Source organism: Candidatus Tisiphia endosymbiont of Dioctria linearis, assembly GCF_964026545.1.
Taxonomy (GTDB): domain Bacteria; phylum Pseudomonadota; class Alphaproteobacteria; order Rickettsiales; family Rickettsiaceae; genus Tisiphia.
This window is the reverse complement of record NZ_OZ032156.1, coordinates 947,013-966,878: the sequence shown is the minus strand read 5'-3', so window position 1 is coordinate 966,878 and position 19,866 is coordinate 947,013. Positions and strand designations below refer to the sequence as shown.

The 19,866-nt window shown below is 31.0% G+C and carries 15 protein-coding genes; 10 read left to right on the top strand and 5 right to left on the bottom strand.

The window, feature by feature from the left end; all coding sequences use genetic code 11:
- Positions 1-318: 318 nt before the first annotated feature.
- Positions 319-807 (bottom strand): hypothetical protein, encoded by a 489-nt coding sequence (locus tag AAGD42_RS04675; RefSeq protein WP_341752430.1) that lies wholly within the window; start codon positions 805-807, stop codon positions 319-321.
- A gap of 56 nt (positions 808-863) precedes the next feature.
- Positions 864-1,145, bottom strand: a complete 282-nt coding sequence (locus AAGD42_RS04670) for a BolA family protein (RefSeq protein WP_341752429.1) — start codon at positions 1,143-1,145, stop codon at positions 864-866.
- Between the two features lie 77 nt (positions 1,146-1,222).
- Between AAGD42_RS04670 and AAGD42_RS04665 the strand changes: the two genes are divergently transcribed.
- Positions 1,223-2,437: an EAL domain-containing protein gene (locus AAGD42_RS04665; RefSeq protein WP_341752428.1), complete on the top strand. Its 1,215-nt coding sequence runs from the start codon at positions 1,223-1,225 to the stop codon at positions 2,435-2,437.
- A 126-nt stretch (positions 2,438-2,563) separates the two neighbouring features.
- Here AAGD42_RS04665 and AAGD42_RS04660 read toward each other — a convergent pair whose 3' ends face one another.
- The 3 genes from AAGD42_RS04660 to AAGD42_RS04650 form a co-directional block, all read right to left on the bottom strand.
- Positions 2,564-2,875: a hypothetical protein gene (locus AAGD42_RS04660; protein ID WP_341760715.1), complete on the bottom strand. Its 312-nt coding sequence runs from the start codon at positions 2,873-2,875 to the stop codon at positions 2,564-2,566.
- Positions 2,876-3,111: 236 nt separating this feature from the next.
- Entirely contained in the window at positions 3,112-3,447 is a 336-nt protein-coding gene (locus tag AAGD42_RS04655) for a hypothetical protein (RefSeq protein WP_341752426.1), read from the bottom strand.
- Between the two features lie 244 nt (positions 3,448-3,691).
- Complete coding sequence (locus tag AAGD42_RS04650; RefSeq protein WP_341752425.1) at positions 3,692-4,048, bottom strand: hypothetical protein; 357 nt, start codon at positions 4,046-4,048, stop codon at positions 3,692-3,694.
- 181 nt (positions 4,049-4,229) lie between these two features.
- Between AAGD42_RS04650 and AAGD42_RS04645 the strand changes: the two genes are divergently transcribed.
- The 9 genes from AAGD42_RS04645 (at position 4,230) to AAGD42_RS04605 (ending at position 19,764) form a co-directional block, all read left to right on the top strand.
- Positions 4,230-5,792, top strand: a complete 1,563-nt coding sequence (locus AAGD42_RS04645) for a DHA2 family efflux MFS transporter permease subunit (RefSeq protein ID WP_341760714.1) — start codon at positions 4,230-4,232, stop codon at positions 5,790-5,792.
- Entirely contained in the window at positions 5,779-6,267 is a 489-nt protein-coding gene (locus AAGD42_RS04640; protein WP_341752423.1) for a Na+/H+ antiporter subunit E, read from the top strand. The genes AAGD42_RS04645 and AAGD42_RS04640 overlap by 14 nt, the downstream gene beginning before the upstream one ends.
- A gap of 329 nt (positions 6,268-6,596) precedes the next feature.
- Complete coding sequence (locus tag AAGD42_RS04635) at positions 6,597-9,401, top strand: 2-oxoglutarate dehydrogenase E1 component (RefSeq protein WP_341752422.1); 2,805 nt, start codon at positions 6,597-6,599, stop codon at positions 9,399-9,401.
- 210 nt (positions 9,402-9,611) lie between these two features.
- Positions 9,612-11,876: a tetratricopeptide repeat protein gene (locus AAGD42_RS04630; protein WP_341760713.1), complete on the top strand. Its 2,265-nt coding sequence runs from the start codon at positions 9,612-9,614 to the stop codon at positions 11,874-11,876.
- A complete protein-coding gene (locus AAGD42_RS04625) occupies positions 11,858-13,168 on the top strand; it encodes a hypothetical protein (protein ID WP_341752420.1) in 1,311 nt (436 codons plus the stop codon). The genes AAGD42_RS04630 and AAGD42_RS04625 overlap by 19 nt, the downstream gene beginning before the upstream one ends.
- A gap of 3 nt (positions 13,169-13,171) precedes the next feature.
- On the top strand, positions 13,172-14,158 hold the full coding sequence (locus AAGD42_RS04620; protein ID WP_341752419.1) for a hypothetical protein: 987 nt from the start codon (positions 13,172-13,174) through the stop codon (positions 14,156-14,158).
- The gene (locus AAGD42_RS04615; protein ID WP_341752418.1) at positions 14,140-15,411 is read left to right on the top strand and encodes a hypothetical protein; all 1,272 of its coding nucleotides are present in this window, start codon (positions 14,140-14,142) and stop codon (positions 15,409-15,411) included. The genes AAGD42_RS04620 and AAGD42_RS04615 overlap by 19 nt, the downstream gene beginning before the upstream one ends.
- 42 nt (positions 15,412-15,453) lie before the next feature.
- Positions 15,454-16,434 (top strand): hypothetical protein, encoded by a 981-nt coding sequence (locus tag AAGD42_RS04610; protein WP_341752417.1) that lies wholly within the window; start codon positions 15,454-15,456, stop codon positions 16,432-16,434.
- A gap of 51 nt (positions 16,435-16,485) precedes the next feature.
- A complete protein-coding gene (locus AAGD42_RS04605) occupies positions 16,486-19,764 on the top strand; it encodes a UvrD-helicase domain-containing protein (protein WP_341752416.1) in 3,279 nt (1,092 codons plus the stop codon).
- The last annotated feature ends 102 nt before the right edge of the window (positions 19,765-19,866 follow it).

Here is a 19,866-nt window from a genome sequence, read left to right as displayed (position 1 = left end):
ATAGCTTTTCTGTCTATTAGCGAGGAACCACTTTCGACAATTGTGCTACTTTAGTGGCAACGAAGCAATCCAGGAAAGTGATTATATTTGGATTGCTTCGTCACAGCGAAGCTGCTCCTCGCAATGACGCATAGGCGTCAGTTTAAGGAGTAAGTAAAACAGTATATCTGCACATAAGCGTCTATTAGCGAGCCACCGTAGGTGGCGTGGCAATCCATAAAAGAGTGGATTGCTTCGTCGGCTAACGCCTTCTCGCAATGACGGCTTTCCAATTATTACCTTCTTAAACTGACACCCATGCACAATAACGGGGTATAGCTATCTACCTATACCAGTTTTTACCGATAATGTTTTTTGTATCGTTCCCTTAAGCTTGCTTGTAGCTTTTTTGATATTATTCCATGCTCCCTTTTGCGTGTCATCATCTTTAAGAATAGAAGTGAACACCGTTCCCATACTTTTTAAGAAATTTTTCAAATCTTTTGTAAACGATACATTTTTATTGAATGGAACCTTATCATGCAATTTTTCAAAAATCTCTCCTGCTCCAGCAGCGTCTTTCGCTTCTTTTAACCCTTCTTTCACTGCCTTAATTACAGGAACAAATATATCCTTTATATCGCCTTTTAAATCTTTTCCTTCTTTTTCTAAAGCATTAAGCATATCCGCACCAACTCTTTTAACTTCTTCAAAAGTACTTGGAGGCTTTATTTCATCACGGATTTCTCTACGCAAACTTTTAGCCTCTTTAGCAAGACCTTCTTTTATAGACTTAACTTCTTTTAATAACTTATCTGCAAGTCCCATAATTCCTCCTTTAGGTTATAATGATTTCTAATATTCTTCCGACTCCATTTCTATCGTCAACTAGTTTGCTGTGAATCAATAAGCGATTTAGGTTTTTTCGTATCAATTGATAAGGCGTGTAACCCACTAGCTAACTCATCTGCTAAAAGATTGTTAATCATTTTATGTTGTTCTAGCAAGCTTTTTCCTATAAAAGCTGTTGAAAAAATTTTAACCCTAAAATGGCTTTCAGTAGTTCCACCAGTATGGCTAGCATGTTTGGAACTTTCATCAACTATTTCGCAATAATGTGGTTTTAACACATCTAATTTGCTTTTTATTCTATTTATTTTGCTCATAATTTTATAATATAAAACTTTTACTTGTATCATTCTACTAGGATTTTAGTATTTAGTAAATTTATATTATTTGAGTTATGGTGAAATTAGATACGAAAATTAGAAATTTACAGTTTGAGCTTGATAAAGTAGAGCGTGGATATTGCATCTCTTTTAAGCTATTAAATTATGACGAATTAAATGCTATGATGGCAAAAGACATTCACATAATTGACAAACTTAATAAAATTATTTCTGAAATTTGCAATGAATTAATTAGCAATTTTGTCACATCAATTTATAAACACATTGAACATGATCGAATATTATTAGTTCTACCGATATTAGATCCAAATCTAGTTAAAGAAATTGCCCTAAAAGCACATTTATTATCCCAGCTTTATGTTGATGATCTATTACCTACAGTTTATATGAATTGTAGTATTGCTAGCATAGAATTTCCCAAATTTAGCAATAAAGCTGAAGAAATTTATAATTTATTGAACTGGCTAATTTCTTATCCAGGTGACCAAAATTATTATCGTGAGTATGACTCTAAATATTATAATATAGAATACATTAAAGAGTCCAATAAACAGCTTAATCTCTTAAGAAAGTCCCTATTAAACAAAACAATGGTTTTTGCTTATCAGCCAGTTATTGACCGTAAAACAATGAAAGCTCATTACTATGAATGTTTATTAAGGATTCCTGATACAAATAACTATCTATGTTCTGTAGGAGCAATAATCCCAGAGGCTGAAAAGAAAGGTTTAATTTTTATAGTAGATCAAGTAGTGCTAGAAATGGCAATCAAAGAATTAGATGCTAACCCAGACTTGATGCTATCAGTTAATATTTCAAATATTGGCACATTAGATTCTCCTTTGCTAGTAATAGCAGAAAAATTATTACAAACATATGATGTTTCAGGAAGATTAATTATCGAAATTACTGAGACTAGCCTTAATCAGCATTATCAACAAATAACGTATTTTATGCACAGATTAAGAAAATACGGTTGCAAATTTGCTTTAGATGATTTCGGCTCTGGGTTTACTTCATTTAAGCAATTACAAAATTTGCCAATAGATATTCTTAAAATTGATGGTAGCTACGTACGTAACATCACCAGCGATCTGCAAAGTCAAGACTTCATTAAAAGATTAATTAACCTCTCTGAGGATTTGGGTATTCAAACTGTAGCAGAATTTGTTGAGAATGGTAAAATTGCCAAATTCTTAATCAATCTAAAAATAGATGCTATGCAAGGCGATTTCTTCTCACCTGCCTCAGTTAATAGAATAAAATAATCAGATATTAGTAAAGCAATTGAATTAGGTGATAATATATGAGTGAACGTTCACGCATCATTGCGAGGAAGCGTGAGCCGACAAAGCAATCCATAAAAGTGATTAAAAATAGATTGCTTCACGCTACTAAAGTATCTCCTCGCAATGACGCTTGGATGATTTTTTATACAGCAACCAATGGATAATAAAAAATATTAAACTAGTAATTACCCAAGTAGTATTACTAATTAGATTAAATATTGTATCTTTTTCTACTTTTTGCATATAATTTGTTTTTTCAAGACTTATCTTTTTGTCTATTTCTATTTTACTTAATAATCTAATCTTTTCCGCTTCCTGTGGATTCTTCGAATTAATAAAGTTCTCGACAGAGTTAAATTTAGCTATATCATGATTATACTTATATTCTGGTAATACTAGACTTGCAATATTTTGCATAACTTGCACCAATGTGAACATAAGAGTCAGGCTAGCAAAAAGACAAATTATCATGCTGTAAAGTTGTAATAAATTTTTAAACATATTGCGTCACAATTATAAAATGATACTATTTTTTAGTTAGCTCAGATAAATGAGTTTTTCTTTAAACGCATCAATCGTTCTCATTAACTCTCTTTTACCGAACCAGTCACTTTTACTAGTTTAATTTACTTAAATGATTAATGCAACAGAATCTATCTACTATTTGTATTAGATTTTTGCCTAGTTACTGATGATTTTACTGGAGTGCTAGGTAGTGCTTTTCCTGGTCTAACCTTTTGCAAACTCTGCTTTATTTTTTTTGCCTTTAATTCGTGTTTTCTTAATTCTTGTACCTTTTTAAGTGCTACTAATGGTTCATTTAGCTTCTTAACATCTGCTTGCATTTTCTCTAATGTCATTTGTTGGTTCTGCTGCTTAGAAGAGTCTTGAATTTGTGGATTACCAAGGAGTCCTTTAATATTATCAACAATAACATCTATAATAGCACTTACAATTTTTGCAAACCAACTTTGCTTAGATTTTGTCATTGATGGGTGTAAGGTATCTCTATCACTCTTATCGGATTTAGACGGTTCTTTAACTAATGGCTCTGGCGATGTTGCAGGAGAATTAGCCTCTAACTTATTATCCTTTGGACGGACAGCTACTTTATCAACTACTTTCGTTGTTGGTTTTATCGACTGAGGTTGTTTAGTCTCATTGTCTTTTAATTTCTCAACTTTCTTTTTTGGTTTTTCAACAGTTGGTGTTGAATCTTTTAACTTTTTAAGCCTAGCCTCTAATTCTTCGACAGTTGGTACTGGCGCAGGATTTTTTAATGCTTCTTCCGTAGGTCTTGGATCTACTTATAGCTTTAAGTCTAGCCTCTAATTCTTGATCTTTTTGTTTCCCTAATGCCGCACTTTTCTTATCTAAATTAACTTCAGACTGCATTTCCTCTATTAATTTATCTACTTCCTGCTCAGAACCAGAACCAGCAATTCTATCTAATGAATCATTGAATACGTCCGCCACTTTTTCGACTTTAGATAATTCTATATCTAAATCGTCAGATACTTTTTCAAATTCTTCATCAAGATTTTGTATTTTATTACTCAAAGAATTAGATTTTGTATTTTTCTTGGACATATTATAACCAATTAGTTATTTTATATACTTGTATTAATTATAATCTATTCTATTAGTTCCTACTAGTAATTTCACTAAAATATATATTTTTTTAAGTCTTTATACTTGTAAAATTGTTAATTTTGTGATATACATACTATGCTATAATTGGTAGCGTTTAATTCCTTCGATCAACTAGCTAATGCTCACACAACAAGCTATTCCTTCTCCCCCATTATCAAACAAGCAGCTACTTGCATTTTTTGCAATGACAGTCGGAATGTTTATGGCAATATTGGATATTCAAATTGTTGCCAGTTCTTTATCAGTTATTGCCTCGGGACTTTCTGCTTCTAGCGATGAATTATCCTGGGTTCAAACGTCATATCTTATAGCGGAAGTGATTATAATCCCAATAACTGGTTTTACCGCTAGACTTCTTTCTACTAGAATTTCTTATTTTATTGCTGCTTTAGGCTTTACTGTCATGAGTATCCTATGTTCGTTGGCAACCAACATAGAAACAATGATTATTTTTAGAGCTTTACAAGGATTTTTTGGTGGAGCAATGATACCAACAGTCTTTAGTACAATATTTATAATTTTTTCTGTTGAAAAACGCCCAGCAGTTACAGTGATAGTAGGACTAATCGTAACGATGGCTCCAACACTTGGCCCAACACTTGGAGGCTACATTACTGAATATTTATCTTGGCATTTTATGTTTTTACTCAATGTAATACCTGGTATTTTTGTTTGTGTAATCGTATATTTATATGCTGATTTTGACCAACCTAATTACGATTTGCTTAAAAATTTTGATTTTCTTGGCATTATTTTGCTGGCTATTACTCTTGCTTCTTTGCAATATGTTTTAGAAGAAGGAAATAAAAAAGGCTGGACAGAGAATAGCTTGATATTATTCCTTATCATCCTGACTGCTGTTGGGTTCATTACGTTAGTTATTAGAGAACTAACATTTTTTAATCCAATCTTAGATTTAACAGTTTTTGTTAACAAAAATTTTACTTTTGGTTGTGTTTATTCTTTTGTTATAGGTATAGGACTCTACGGTGCAGTATATTTATTACCTTTATTTTTATTTACCATAGCTGGTTTTAATACTGTACAAATTGGTTTTACTATGATGATTACGGGTATCAGGCAATTTCTATCGGCTCCACTTGCCGGAAGGATGCTGGGTTCCGGAATAGATTTAAGAATTATGCTGGCTATTGGTCTTTCTATGTTTAGTTTAGGATGCTATTTAAATAGTTTTTTAACAGCTGATGCTAAATTTGTTGAGTTTTTCTTACCGCAATTTATTAGAGGATTGGCGATGATGTTTTGCTTTTTACCTACCAATAATCTTGCTTTAGGGAGTATGAGTAAAGACAAGATAGGAAATGCTAGTGGTTTATATAATCTTACTCGTAATCTTGGAGGAGCCGTTGGTATTGCAGTTATTAGTACTCTTCTTACAGATAAAACTAAGATTTTTAGTCAATATCTAAATGAGAATATTTCATCCACTTCACCTTCCGCTATAATGAAGTTACAGTTTATGGGGCAATTATTAGATGGCAGAGTGGTTGATCCAGAAAAAGTATCGTATTTTTTATTAGCCAATAATATAAATAAGGAAGCATTTGTCATTGCGATAAATAGCATATTTGGTATTATAAGTGCATTATTTTTTATGGTAATGCTCTTTCTACCATTTACATCAACTGTTAGAGGTGGAAAAGGATATGATGCACACTAGAATCTTTACTTTAATTGTGTTGTTATTGACATTGTTTGGTCTAACAGGCGTACCTACAGATATTTTTACATTGTTGATTTCCTTGAGTATTGTCGGTATAACTTATCTTTTTGCAATAAAACTCCATTTAATGCCCCGTAGGGTTTATTTAAATTATCATTCTATACTATATTTTATTTGGCTAATTAAAGAAATACTGCTATCTAGCTTAGGGGTAATGAAGATTATCTGGCGGAAGAATCTTAATTTACAACCAGTTTTTGAATGGATTGATTCGGAACAGAGAAACGATATTAGTCGTGTAATATATGCTAATTCTATTACCCTTACACCAGGAACTGTAACGCTTGACATAGCAGATAATATGTTATTGGTGCATGCTCTGGAGCAATCATCAATTGACAATTTAAAGTTTGGTGATTCTACTATGAGCAAAAGGGTGCAGCAGATTTGGTGTCGTGACAAAGAGGCATGAGCCGACGAAGCAATATAACAAGCTTCATGGATTGCCATGCTCACGTACATTCGCTCGCAATGACGCATAAGCATCAGTTTAAGAAAACAATAATTGAGAAACCGTCATTGCGAGGAGACCGTAAGGTCGACGAAGCAATCCAGAAATGATTAAAAATGGATTGCCACGCCACCTACGGTGGCTCGCAATGACGTATGTGCCTATAGCAAGACCACGTAGTGGTCAATGAAAAAAAATAAGCAATACCGCAAAAAAAATGAACACAGCTATTAGTGGAGCAAAAAAATCTGTTATGCTTATAGACATAACCTAATCAGGAATAAGGAGTTATGGACAAAAACTTTAAACAAACCAGCTTTTTATTTGGTAGCAATGCTATCTTTATAGAAGAATTATATCAACTATATTTATCAGATCATACAGCAGTTGATAAAAGCTGGCAAAATTATTTCCAAAATATTGAAAATAATAATAGCCATCAGGTTACAAAAAGCATTGCTCATATTATCACTTCGCCTTGTGAAAGAGGGGGGGGGCTTGATACGGATTTTTCTACTGTTACTAACAAGCTCAGAGTAAAAATGCTGATTGCCAGCTATCGCAAATATGGACATTATTTAGTAAAACTAGATCCATTGAATCTTGAAGCTCTTAAAACTAAAAGTCAGTTGAAGCTTAATATAGAAGATTTTGGTTTTACTAAAGATCAGTTGAATAATATTATAGAAATTGATGATCAATTTTTTGGAATAAAATCATGTGCAGTTAGTGAACTGGTTAATTTGCTCGATCAAACTTATGCTAAAGATATTGCTATAGAGTTTGATCATGTGACAAATGAAGATGAAAGAACCTGGCTTTGTGAACAAATGGAAAGTAACATTCAAACTTTTAATGTATTAACACAAGATAAGAAGGATATACTACAAGATCTAGTGGAAATTGAGGGATTTGAACAATATCTACACACAAAATTTCCTGGGGCGAAGCGTTTCTCAGTAGAGGGGGGAGAGGCAGCTGTAGTAGCTATAGATAAAGCTATAGATATGTCTATTGTTCATGGAGTAGAAGATGTCGTAATAGGTATGGCACATCGAGGAAGACTTAGTACCTTAACTAAGGTAATGACTAAACCTTATAAAGCTATTCTATCTGGATTTATGACTGGCAGTATCTTGTCAAATAATTTAGGTATTTCGAGTGATGTAAAATATCATATTGGCTATTCGTCAGATCGAATAAGAGGTCAATCTAAGGTTCACCTCTCTATGGCAGATAATCCTTCACATTTAGAAGCGATAAACTCAGTGGTAGCTGGTAAAGTACGAGCAAAACAGGACAACATTCAAGATGTTAATCGTCAAAAAGTAATGGGTATTTTAGTGCATGGTGATACTGCTTTTTGTGGTCAAGGTGTAGTAGCTGAAAGTTTATTTATGTCGAATTTAAAGGCTTATCATGTTGGTGGAACTATTCACTTTGTTATTAATAATCAGCTTGGCTTTACAACAAATAGTTATGATACCAGACCAAGTAGATATTCTACTGAATTTGCTAAAATAATTAATAGTCCAATTTTACATGTAAATGGTGATAATATTCAAGCTGTACTCAAAGCTACTAATATGGCAGTGAATTACCGACATAAATTTGCTAGAGATATAGTCATTGAGATCATATGCTATCGTAAATACGGTCATAATGAAGGTGATGAGCCTATGTATACTCAAGGTGCTATGTATAATGTAATAAAAAATAAACAATCCCCAGCAACAGTTTTTGCCAATGAACTGATGGCAGACGGAATAATTGACCAAAATCATTTTCCGACGTTAAAAGAACAATTTAAACTAAAATTAGACCAAGAATATGAACATGCCAAAAATTATCAACCACAAGCTCAGTACTTAGAGGGGTTATGGTCTGGTTACACTAGGTCAAATGCTAAAATACTCTCTACTGGTGTTAGTAAAAATACTTTAAAAGAGCTTGGTATAAGGCTTTGTCAAATACCAAAAGATTTCCCTTTAAATCCTAAACTTGTAAAATTATTTGAATTAAGAGCAAATATTTTAAAGCAAGATAAACCCATCGATTGGGCAACTGCAGAGCAATTAGCATTTGCCAGTCTATTAAATTCAGGTACCAGAATACGTTTTACTGGTCAGGATTCTGAGCGTGGCACTTTCTCTCACCGCCATGCAGTATTGCATAGTCAGGTAGATGGTAGTACTTATACACCATTAAATAATTTATCGCAAAGTCAAGCAAACTTTGAAATTGCTAACAGTAATTTATCTGAATATGCGGTTTTAGGTTTTGAGTATGGCTATTCATTAGTTAATCCAAAAAATTTAGTAATTTGGGAAGCTCAGTTTGGCGATTTCGCTAACGGAGCTCAAATAATTTTTGACCAATTCATTTCCAGTAGTGAAAACAAATGGCTCAGAATGAGTGGTATAGTAGTGCTACTACCACACGGATTGGAAGGGCAAGGTCCAGAGCATAGTTCTGCAAGATTTGAGAGATTTTTACAGCTTGCTGCTGAAGATAATATTCAAGTTACCTATCCTACAACCCCAGCCTCATTTTTTCATTTATTACGTCGTCAAATATACAGTAATATTCGTAAACCACTAATAGTAATGTCACCAAAATCTTTATTAAGACATAAAATGGCTGTATCCCCTCTATCGCATATTGATGAGAATACAAGCTTTGTACCTGTACTAGACGAAATTAATGAGACGATAAATGCCAAGGAAGTAACACGAGTTATATTATGTAGTGGCAAGGTATATTATGATTTATTAGAAAAAAGAGAAGCAAAAACTATTTCAGATATGGTAATTATTAGAGTTGAGCAATTATATCCGTTTGAAAAAGATGTTATCATTAAAATATTAGGTAAATATAATAAGGCTAAGGAGTTTATTTGGTGTCAAGAAGAATCTAAAAATATGGGAGCGTGGAATTTCATTAAAGACCACTTAAATGACACCCTAAAAGATATGTCAATTAATAATCAATTTAAATATGTTGGTAGAAATGAATCTGCTTCACCTGCCGTTGGTGCACTTAACATACATAATGAGCAGCAAGAAAAATTACTTGAAGAAGCCTTGGGCAAATAGTTAAGGGATTGCCACGACCACTACGTGATCTCGCAATGACGATGGTTGTTTTTTCTACGACTTCTAAACTATTCTGGGATATACTGCTATAAAGCCAATAGTTGAAGAATATAGTTAAATAAATTGAGATAAGAAAAAATATGAATGAACAAACCAAAGATAACAAATAGTAATGTAATTTTCCTGAAACCATTCACTAGGAGCAAAAAAATGAATAAATATTTTATAATATTAATATTATTAATACTGCCGCATACTTCATTTGCTCAACAACAAATATCTAATTTTGTTACACCAGTTACTTATTTTGTCGATCATATCAAACAATTAAATCTACTTAAGACTAATTTAATTAAATATCGACAGGCAAGTATTATAGGAACCAGTGGCATGGGAAAAACCCAACTTGCTAGAATGTATTGTTATGAGAATCAAAATGACTATAAACTTATTTGGTTTATTGATTGTAATTTAGATATTAATCAAGAACTACTAAAGCTAGCCAAAGCTATTAATAGTACGGCTAATAACTCTACTAAATCTAATCTAATATCAGAAGATATAAGATTAGTCCGAAAAGAACTAATGAATTATTTATCAAATCAAGATAAATGGTTACTGATATTTGATAATCTAAAGGTAGGTAAAAATAAGAAAGTTCAGGAGTTCGTTGATTGGGAAAATAATGGGCATGTTATATTTTGTTCCCAAGATAGTGAAATATTACCGAATATAGTCCAAATGACTGCCTTTGCAAAAAGTGACGTTAGTATTCTTGCTAACAATATTTTAGAAAATAATGATCCAAAGGTAGTAGAATTCTTGAGCGAAGAATTTGCTGGGTATCCTATCATGATAGTACAAGGGGTACAATTATTAAATAATGTAAAAGGTTTAGATAAAGCCGGGTATAAGGAAAAAATTCAACAATCAACAGATAGAATTCAATTGAACATTATGTTAATTATCAATGAATTAAAACCAAATGCTAGAAAATTATTAAATAAAATAGCTTTAATAAATAATCAAAGTTTTTCAAAAGAATTACTAAGTTTTATTACTGATGATCAAAGTACATTGAATGATGTTCTTTACCAATTGTCTAAATTTGCCTTAATATCTAATATTGACCATAATGACACTAATCCGATCTTTGAAATGCACGATGTTGTTGCTCAAAAAATAACTGAAATTAATGGTAATCAGAATAATAAAATTTATTTAGAGGATATTATTACTCAACTAATGAGTTGTATACCAAAGAGCATTATAAAATCCCAGATTTTCAGAAAATCGAAAACTATATATGAAAATCTTGAAATACTTGCTAGAAATGCTGAAAAATATAATTCAAATATATATAAACTTCTGCAACTAAATATACACCTAATGCCGCAATATACTACTTATTTCGATTACCGTAATGCAGAAAGATTAGTTAATTGGTTTAATAAAAATGATCAACAAGGTACTGGTAAGTTTAAATTATGGTTGATGAATAATGATGAGAAATATGCATATGCGAAGTACCTACAAGGAGCAGCTGTGTATCATAGTTTGAATTCTAATCATAGGATGGCAATAAAATATTTTGTAAGATCACAAGAAATATCTAATAATTTGCAAGGTTATGAGTCATACAAATGGACTTTATTTCATAATTTAGCAATATGTAATATTATGTTAGGACAGGTTCAAGAAACAGAAAAAAACATTCAAATTATAGAAAAAATGTTTAATGAAGGCTTGATTGATAAAAGTGACCTAGGTTATATACATGGGGCTAAGGCAAGGTTATTATTTATACAAGGGAAATATACTGAATCATTAGAGCAAGATAATAAATCTATAGAAACATTCATTAAAAATGGGCTAAATCCTGATGATCTATTGCTTATGCCTCATTATCTAATTAAAATAGAAATATTAAATTATTTTGAAGAATACCAACAAGCATATGCTCAAACTAAAAAATTACTTAATTTATGTAAACATTGCAAAACTCCTGAAGCACTTGGTTGTATTTATAGTATAATGGCAAGAAGTGAGTTAGGATTAGGCATGCTAGATCAAGCTTCAGAGCATGTTAACCAGGCTATCTCCATATTTTTAGCCGATGAACGTAAGAATCCTAAAAATGCAGATTATTCGGAAGATTCAGAGCTAGCAGGAAGCTATGTAGTGCAAGGTGATATTTTATTTGCTCAAGATAACATAAAAGCAGCAATAGAGTCCTATAATAAAGCTTATACCATATATTATTACTTATATAGGGATAATCGTAAAAATGTAGCTCAGGTTAGTTATTTATATAGCCAAGGAGCAAAAGCTGCATGTAAAGCAAAAAATTTATTTAGTTATAAATTTTTTGGTAAACCACAAGTAAAGGAATTCGGAGTAGATCACCCCAATACTGTATCTATGTTTGAGTATTGTAAACAATATGATATGGATTTATGGACAAAAGGAAACTAGATTTTATATATAGATATTTAATAATATTAATATTATTAATAATGCCTCTTAATTCATTTGCCCAGAATCAAATATCTAGCCAGGTATCTAATTTTGTTGCACCAGTTACTTATTTTGTCGATCATGTTAAACAACTAGCTTTGCTTACAAATAACTTAATTAAATATCGACAAGCAAGTATTATAGGCACCAGCGGCATGGGAAAAACCCAACTTGCTAGAATGTATTGTTATGAAAATCAAAATAACTATAAACTTATTTGGTTTATTGACTGTAATTTAGATATTAATCAAGAACTACTAAAGCTAGTCAAAGCTATTAATAGTACGGCTAATAACTCTACTAAATCTAATCTAATATCAGAAGATATAAGATTAGTCCGAAAAGAACTAATGAATTATTTATCAAATCAAGATAAATGGTTACTGATATTTGATAATCTAAAGGTAGGTAAAAATAAGAAAGTTCAGGAGTTCGTTGATTGGGAAAATAATTGGCATGTTATATTTTGTTCCCAAGATAGTGAAATATTACCGAATATAGCCCAAATGACTGCCTTTGCAAAAAGTGACGTTAGTATTCTTGCTAACAATATTTTAGAAAATAATGATCCAAAGGTAGTAGAATTCTTGAGCGAAGAATTTGCTGGGTATCCTATCATGATAGTACAAGGGGTACAATTATTAAATAATGTAAAAGGTTTAGATAAAGCCGGGTATAAGGAAAAAATTCAACAATCAACAGATAGAATTCAATTGAACATTATGTTAATTATCAATGAATTAAAACCAAATGCTAGAAAATTATTAAATAAAATAGCTTTAATAAATAATCAAGGTTTTTCAAAAGAATTACTAAGTTTTATTACTGATGATCAAAGTACATTGAATGATGATCTTTACCAATTGTCTAAATTTGCCTTAATATCTAATATTGACCCACAGGAAGCTAATCCGATCTTTGAAACGCATGATATTATAGTCCAAAAAATAGCAGAGATTAATGGTAGCAGGAATAATAAAGCTTATTTAGATGACATCATTACTAAATTAATGAATTATGTACCAAAGAATATATTACAGGGTCGTATTTTCAGAAGTGCTAAAACTATACAAGAAAATCTTGAAATAATTTTAAAAAATTCAGAAAGATATAAATCAAATATACATAAACTTATGGAACTTAATTTACAATTAATGGTTCAATATCACAATTCTCTTAATTATTATGACGCAGAAAAAAAGGTTAACTGGTTTAACGAAGCTGATCAGCAAGGAAAATTTAAATTATAGTTAATGAATAATGATGAAAAATGTACATATGCAAGGTATATAAAAGCAATAGGTGATTATCATAGAGGTTATTTTAATTATAGGATGGCAATAAAATATTTTATAAGAGCAAAAGAAATATTCGATAATGTGAAAGGGGATGAGTCTTCAAAAGGGTATCTATTTTTTGCTTTAGCAATGTGTAATATTGCATTAGGACAAGTTCAAGAAACAGAAAAAAATATTCAAATTATAGAAAAAATGTTTAATGAAGGTTTAGTAAATAAAAGTGACTTAGGATATATATATAGTGTTAAGGGAATATCATTATTTGTGCAAGGAAAATATACTGAATCATTAGAGCAAGTTAATAAAATTATAGAACTATGTATTAAAAATGGGCTAAGTCCTAATGACCTATTTCTTATTAATCCTTATTTATTTAAAGTAGAGACATTGAATTATCTTGAAGAATACCAAGAAGCATATGTTCAAGTTGAGAGATTATACAATTTGTGTGAATCTTCCCAAAAAGTACCTCCTGCAATATTAGGTTGGATTTTTACCCAAATGGCAAGAAGTGAGTTAGGGCTAGGTAAACTAGACCAAGCCTCAGATCATGTTAATAAGGCTATCTCCATATTTTTAGACGATGAACGTAGGAATCCCAAAGGGGCAGATTATTCGGAAGATCCAGATTTAGCGGCTAGTTATGTAGCACAAGGTGATATTTTATTTGCTCAAGATAACATAAAAGAAGCAATAAAATCCTATAATAAGGCTTATACCATATATTATTATTTATATAAGGATAATCGGAAAAATGTGGCTCAAGTTAGTTATTTATATAATCATGGGTCGAAAGCTGCATGTAAAGCAAGAGATTTGCATAGTTACAAGTTTTTTGGTAAACCACAAGTAAAGGAATTCGGAGTAGATCACCCCAATACTGTATCTATGTTTGAGTATTGTAAACAATATGATATGGATTTATGGACAAAAGGAAACTAGATTTTATATATAGATATTTAATAATATTAATATTATTTATAACTCCCCTTAATTCATTTGCCCAGAATCAAATATCTAGCCAGGTATTTAATTTTGTTGCACCAGTTACTTATTTTGTTGATCATGTTAAACAACTAGCTTTGCTTACAAATAACTTAATTAAATATCGACAAGCAAGTATTATAGGCACCAGCGGCATGGGAAAAACCCAACTTGCTAGAATGTATTGTTATGAAAATCAAAATAACTATAAACTTATTTGGTTTATTGACTGTAATTTAGATATTAATCAAGAACTACTAAAGCTAGTCAAAGCTATTAATAGTACGGTTAATAACTCTACTAAATCTACTCTAATACCAGAAGATATTGTATTAGTACGAAAAGAAATAATGAGCTATTTATCGAGTCAAGATAAATGGTTAATAATATTTGATAATCTGAAGGTAAGTGAAAATAAGAAAGTTCAGGAATTTGTTGATTGGGAAAATAATGGGCATGTTATATTTTGTTCCCAAGATAGTGAAATATTACTGAATATAGTCAAAATGACTGCCCTTGCAAAAAACGACGTCAGTATTCTTGCTAACAATATTTTAGAAAATAATGATCCAAAGGTAGTAGAATTCTTGAGCGAAGAATTTGCTGGTTATCCTATCATGACAGTACAAGGGATACAATTATTAAATAATGTGAAAGGTTTAGATAAAGCCAAATATAAGGAGAAAATTCAACAATCAACAGATAGAATTAAATCGAACATTATATTAACTATCAATCAATTAAAACCAAGTGCTAGAAATTTATTAAATAAAATCTCCTTAATAAATAATCAAGGTTTTTCAAAAGAATTACTAAGTTTTATTACGGATGATCAAAGTACCATAAATGATGATATTTATCAATTGTCTAAATTTGCCTTAATATCTAATATTGACCCACAGGAAGCTAATCCGATCTTTGAAACGCATGATATTATAGTCCAAAAAATAGCAGAGATTAATGGTAGCAGGAATAATAAATCTTATTTAGAGGATATTATTACCAAATTAATGAATTATATACCAAAGAATCCACTAAAAGCTCGTATTTTTAGAAATGCTAAAACTATACAAGAAAATCTTGAAATAATTTTAAGGAATTCAGAAAAGTATAATATAAATATATATAAAATTATGGCTCTTAATTTGCAAATAATGGTTCAATATCATAATTCTCTTAATTATTCTATTGTAGCAAAGAAGGCTATTTAGTTTAATAAAGCTGATCAGGAAGGAAAATTTAAATTATGGTTAATGAATAATGATGAAAAATATACATATATAAGGTATATGCAAACAATAGGTCTTTATCATATAAGTTATTCTAATTATAGGGCGGCAAGAGAATGTTTTATAATAGGACAAGAAATATTTGAGAATGTTGCAGGTTATGAATCTTACAAATGGACTTTATTCTATAATTTAGCAATATGTAATATTATTTTAGGGCAGGTTCAAGAAGCCGAAAAAAACATTCAAATTATGGAAAAAATGTCTAGTGAAGGTTTAATGGATCAAAGTGAACTAAGCTATATACATATACTTAAAGCACAGTTATTATTTATACAAGGAAAGTATACTGAGTCATTAGAACAAAATAGTAAAACTATAGAAAATTTCATTAAAAATGGTCTAAGTCCTGATGATCTATTTTTTATACCTCTTTATACACTTAAAATAGAAATATTAAATTATCTTGGAAAATACCAAGAAGCATATGAGCAAGCTAAGAAATTGTATAATTTATGTAAACATTGCAAAGATCCTGAAGTACTTGGTTGTATTTATAGTGTAATGGCAAGAAGTGAATTAGGATTAGGCATGCTAAATCAAGCCTCAGAACATGTTAACAAGGCTATCTCCATATTTCTAGTCGATGAACGTAGAAACCCCAAAAATGCAGATTATTTGGAAGATCCAGATTTAGCTGCTATGTATGTAGTGCAAGGTGATATTCTATTTACCCAAGATAATATAAAATCAGCAATAGAATCCTATAATAAAGCTTATACCATATATTATTACTTATATAGAGATAATCGTAAAAATATGGCATATGTTAGTTATTTATATAGTCAAGGAGCTAAAGCTGCATGTAAAGCAAAAAACTTATTTAGTTATAAATTTTTTGGTAAACCGCAAGTCAAGGAGTTTGGCATAAATCATCCTAATACTGTATCTATGTTTGAGTATTGTAAACAATATGATATGGATTTATGGGCGAAAGAAAAATAGATTAAGATATGTATACTTTTCTGCTTTAAATAATAGGATTCCTTTTATAAAATGAATGAATTACAACAACAAGCATCAGACCCACAATATTCTGTTTGGGTCTCTGCCTCAGCTGGCACAGGCAAAACCAAAATCCTAACAGATAGAGTACTCAGATTACTAATTAGTGGGACTCCATTTAACAAAATCTTATGCTTAACTTTTACTAATGCAGCTGCCCTTGAAATGCAGAGTAGAATTAGAAGTAAACTTGCTAGATTTGCTGTAGATGGAACTACTAAATTGACTAAAGAGTTAGGTTTATTGCTTACTAGGGAGCCTTTAGAAAGTGAGGTGCAATATACCAAGACTTTATATTACAGGCTACTAAACTCTGAAGATGGGATTAACATTTATACTATTCATGCTTTTTGTCAAAAGATGCTTAAATTATTTCCTTTAGAATCGAGTATCAATCCAGAATTTCAGATTCTTGATGATATTACAGCACAAGGGGTTATTAACAAAATAAGAAACCAAATTTATTTAGATCCAACTTATAACGAGCTGATTAGTTTCTTTTTGACAAACTTCCATGAAGTAACTATCAATGATATTTTCTCTGAAATAATCCAGCAAAAGATTAAGTTTAAGAAACTATTTGCTAAGCAAGTGGATTACAAAGAACATCAAACTATTAGTTCCTGTATTCCTGGACAATTACCAAGTATTTATGGCAAGGCTCGGCAATTACTTGCAAAATACTCAATAGCTATTAACCTAGATCAAGAAATTCAACTATTTTTTCTTACTAAAGAAGGTACTAAGCGTAAGAATATGCTGTCTAAATCTATAGCAACAAACTATCCAAAATTATTGAATGAACTTGAATATATTCAAGAAAAAGTTTTTCAGTTAGAGCAACAAACTAAAGTGCAAGATATGGAAAATTATTCAAATTTGTTGTGTAATTTAGCAAAAATTTTTCTTGATAAATATGAGTCCTACAAAACTGAGAACAGCTTACTGGATTATGATGATTTAATTTATTTAACCCAATTATTATTAACAGATGATACTACCAAAAATTGGGTGTCATATAAACTTGATGGTGGGATTGAGCATTTGCTTGTTGATGAAGCACAAGATACTAGCCCTGAACAATGGAGCATTATCACTGCAATTATAGCAGAGTTTTATTCTACCACTAAGCATAAAAAGAGTACTATTTTTGTCGTAGGCGATGAAAAACAGTCGATTTTTAGCTTCCAAGGAGCAAATCTTAGCTCTTTTAATTCTGTTAATGCAAATTTATGTAAAAAATTCTCTGAGGCAAATAAGAATTTCAAAAATATTACTCTTGAATGGTCATATAGGTCTACTGAAAAAATTATCGATATTGTCTATCTAATTTTACAACAAATTAAAAACACTACCCCTCAATTATTTACCTCTGAGAATCCTAAAATTTTGCCATTTCGTCAAAATGATAAAGGTATAGTAGAACTCTGGCCAATAGTTAGAGGAGAGAAAGAGACTAAATTATTTTGGCCCTTACCAGAAGAGCATAATAAATCCAAATCTGCTCAGCAAGTACTTGCGGAACAAATCGCTAATTTTATAAAAAGTCAGATAGCAAGCCAAAAAATTCTACATGCTACTAATTCTGAAGTTAAAGAATCAGATTTTATGATTTTGGTACGTAAGAGAGATGAGTTGGTTTTTGAAGTTATTAATTGTCTTAAGCAACATGGTTTACAAGTAGAAGATGTTGACCGAATCACTTTAGATAAAAGTTTGTCAGTATTAGACTTAATAGCCATAGCAAAATTTGTGCTACTACCTCAAGACGATTTGAATTTGATTGGTCTATTAAAATCCCCAATAATCGGCATGGGTGAACAAGAACTACAGTTGCTTGCAATTTCTCGTGGCAAAAATTCTATATGGGAATATCTGCAAAATATACCAGAATATACAAATATATATAATAAACTATGTTATTTTTTACAAATATACAAAGTTGCCAATTGTGGAAATTTTTTCTCATTGATTGTCGATTGTTGGGATATTAGAAAAATTCTAGTTGAATCTAATGGATTTGATAGTAATGATGTAATAAATGAATTGATATATTTAAGTATAAATTATGCTAATAATATCGATAGCTCACTGCAAAACTTTGTTTATTGGTTTGAAAATAACAAAATTGATATTAAAAGGAACTTAGAATCGTCAAGTAAGATAAAAGTTATGACCGTCCATGCTTCTAAAGGGCTACAAGCACCTATTGTTATCCTGTGTGATACTAGCTCAGTGCCAACTAATAGCAATAAATTTATCTGGGATCAAGATGGTATAGTCAATTCAGGAGGAGTTAGTGCTAGGAGCGATGGAGCGACGCCTATAAGTAATAGGCGAGCATTGAGCGACGACGTCACCAACTCCTCATCAATTGACTATAAAATGTTCTCTGTCCCCCAATCATCTAATAGCCCAGAATTTTTTAAAGCTCTCAAGGAACAGGAACAACAAAAAGACTTACAAGAATATATCAGACTACTTTATGTGGCAATGACCAGAGCAGAAGATCATTTAGTGATATGTGGTTATCAGTCAAATAGTAATAAGCTGCCACAAGATTGTTGGTATGAGTTAGTCTCTAGAGTAATGAATATGCATGGTAAACTATATGAAAATGGAGTTATAGTTTATGAAACAACTAAAGAGTACACAGGTTACCTTCCTGGTGAAAATAAGGAGGACATTAAAGAAAGTGACAATGACCCAATAGCTGACAAGAAGTTGATAGAATGGCTACCAAATCTTTCTGTTATTAATAAAACCACCAAAGGTGCCAAGCAAAATTATTCAGTTAATTCGCCTCTTATAGTTAATGATCATTTGGAATATGGTAGGATATTTCATAAAATTCTAGAAGATGCCGTAAAGATTAATGATTTTTCTAGTATGAACACCCATCCATTTATTGGTAAATTACCAACAATGTTACAAGAAAAAATTCACAAAAATATTGACAAGTTACTGAATAATCTAGAATTTATGGCACTTATTTCTCAAGAGCTAAAAACTGAAGTACCGATAGGGATAAATCTAAATGATGGTGTTAAGATAGGAAGGATTGATTTACTTGCCATCGATAAGGGAAAGTTAACCATTATTGATTATAAATCTGATGCTAATCCACCTAAAAATTGTCAACTAGTTAAGGAGTCTTATATTGATCAATTGAATTTTTACCGACATCTATTAGCCAAGCTGTATCCTAACAATGAAATTATTTGCAAAATTTTATGGCTAGAAGATGCCAGCTTCATGACTATTAGTTAACCGTAACGGATGAGTGTTCACGGAAAGAAAGTGAAAGTACAAAACGTCATTGCGAGAAGGCGTAGCCGACGAAGCAATTTCTAATCACTTTTTTAGATTGCT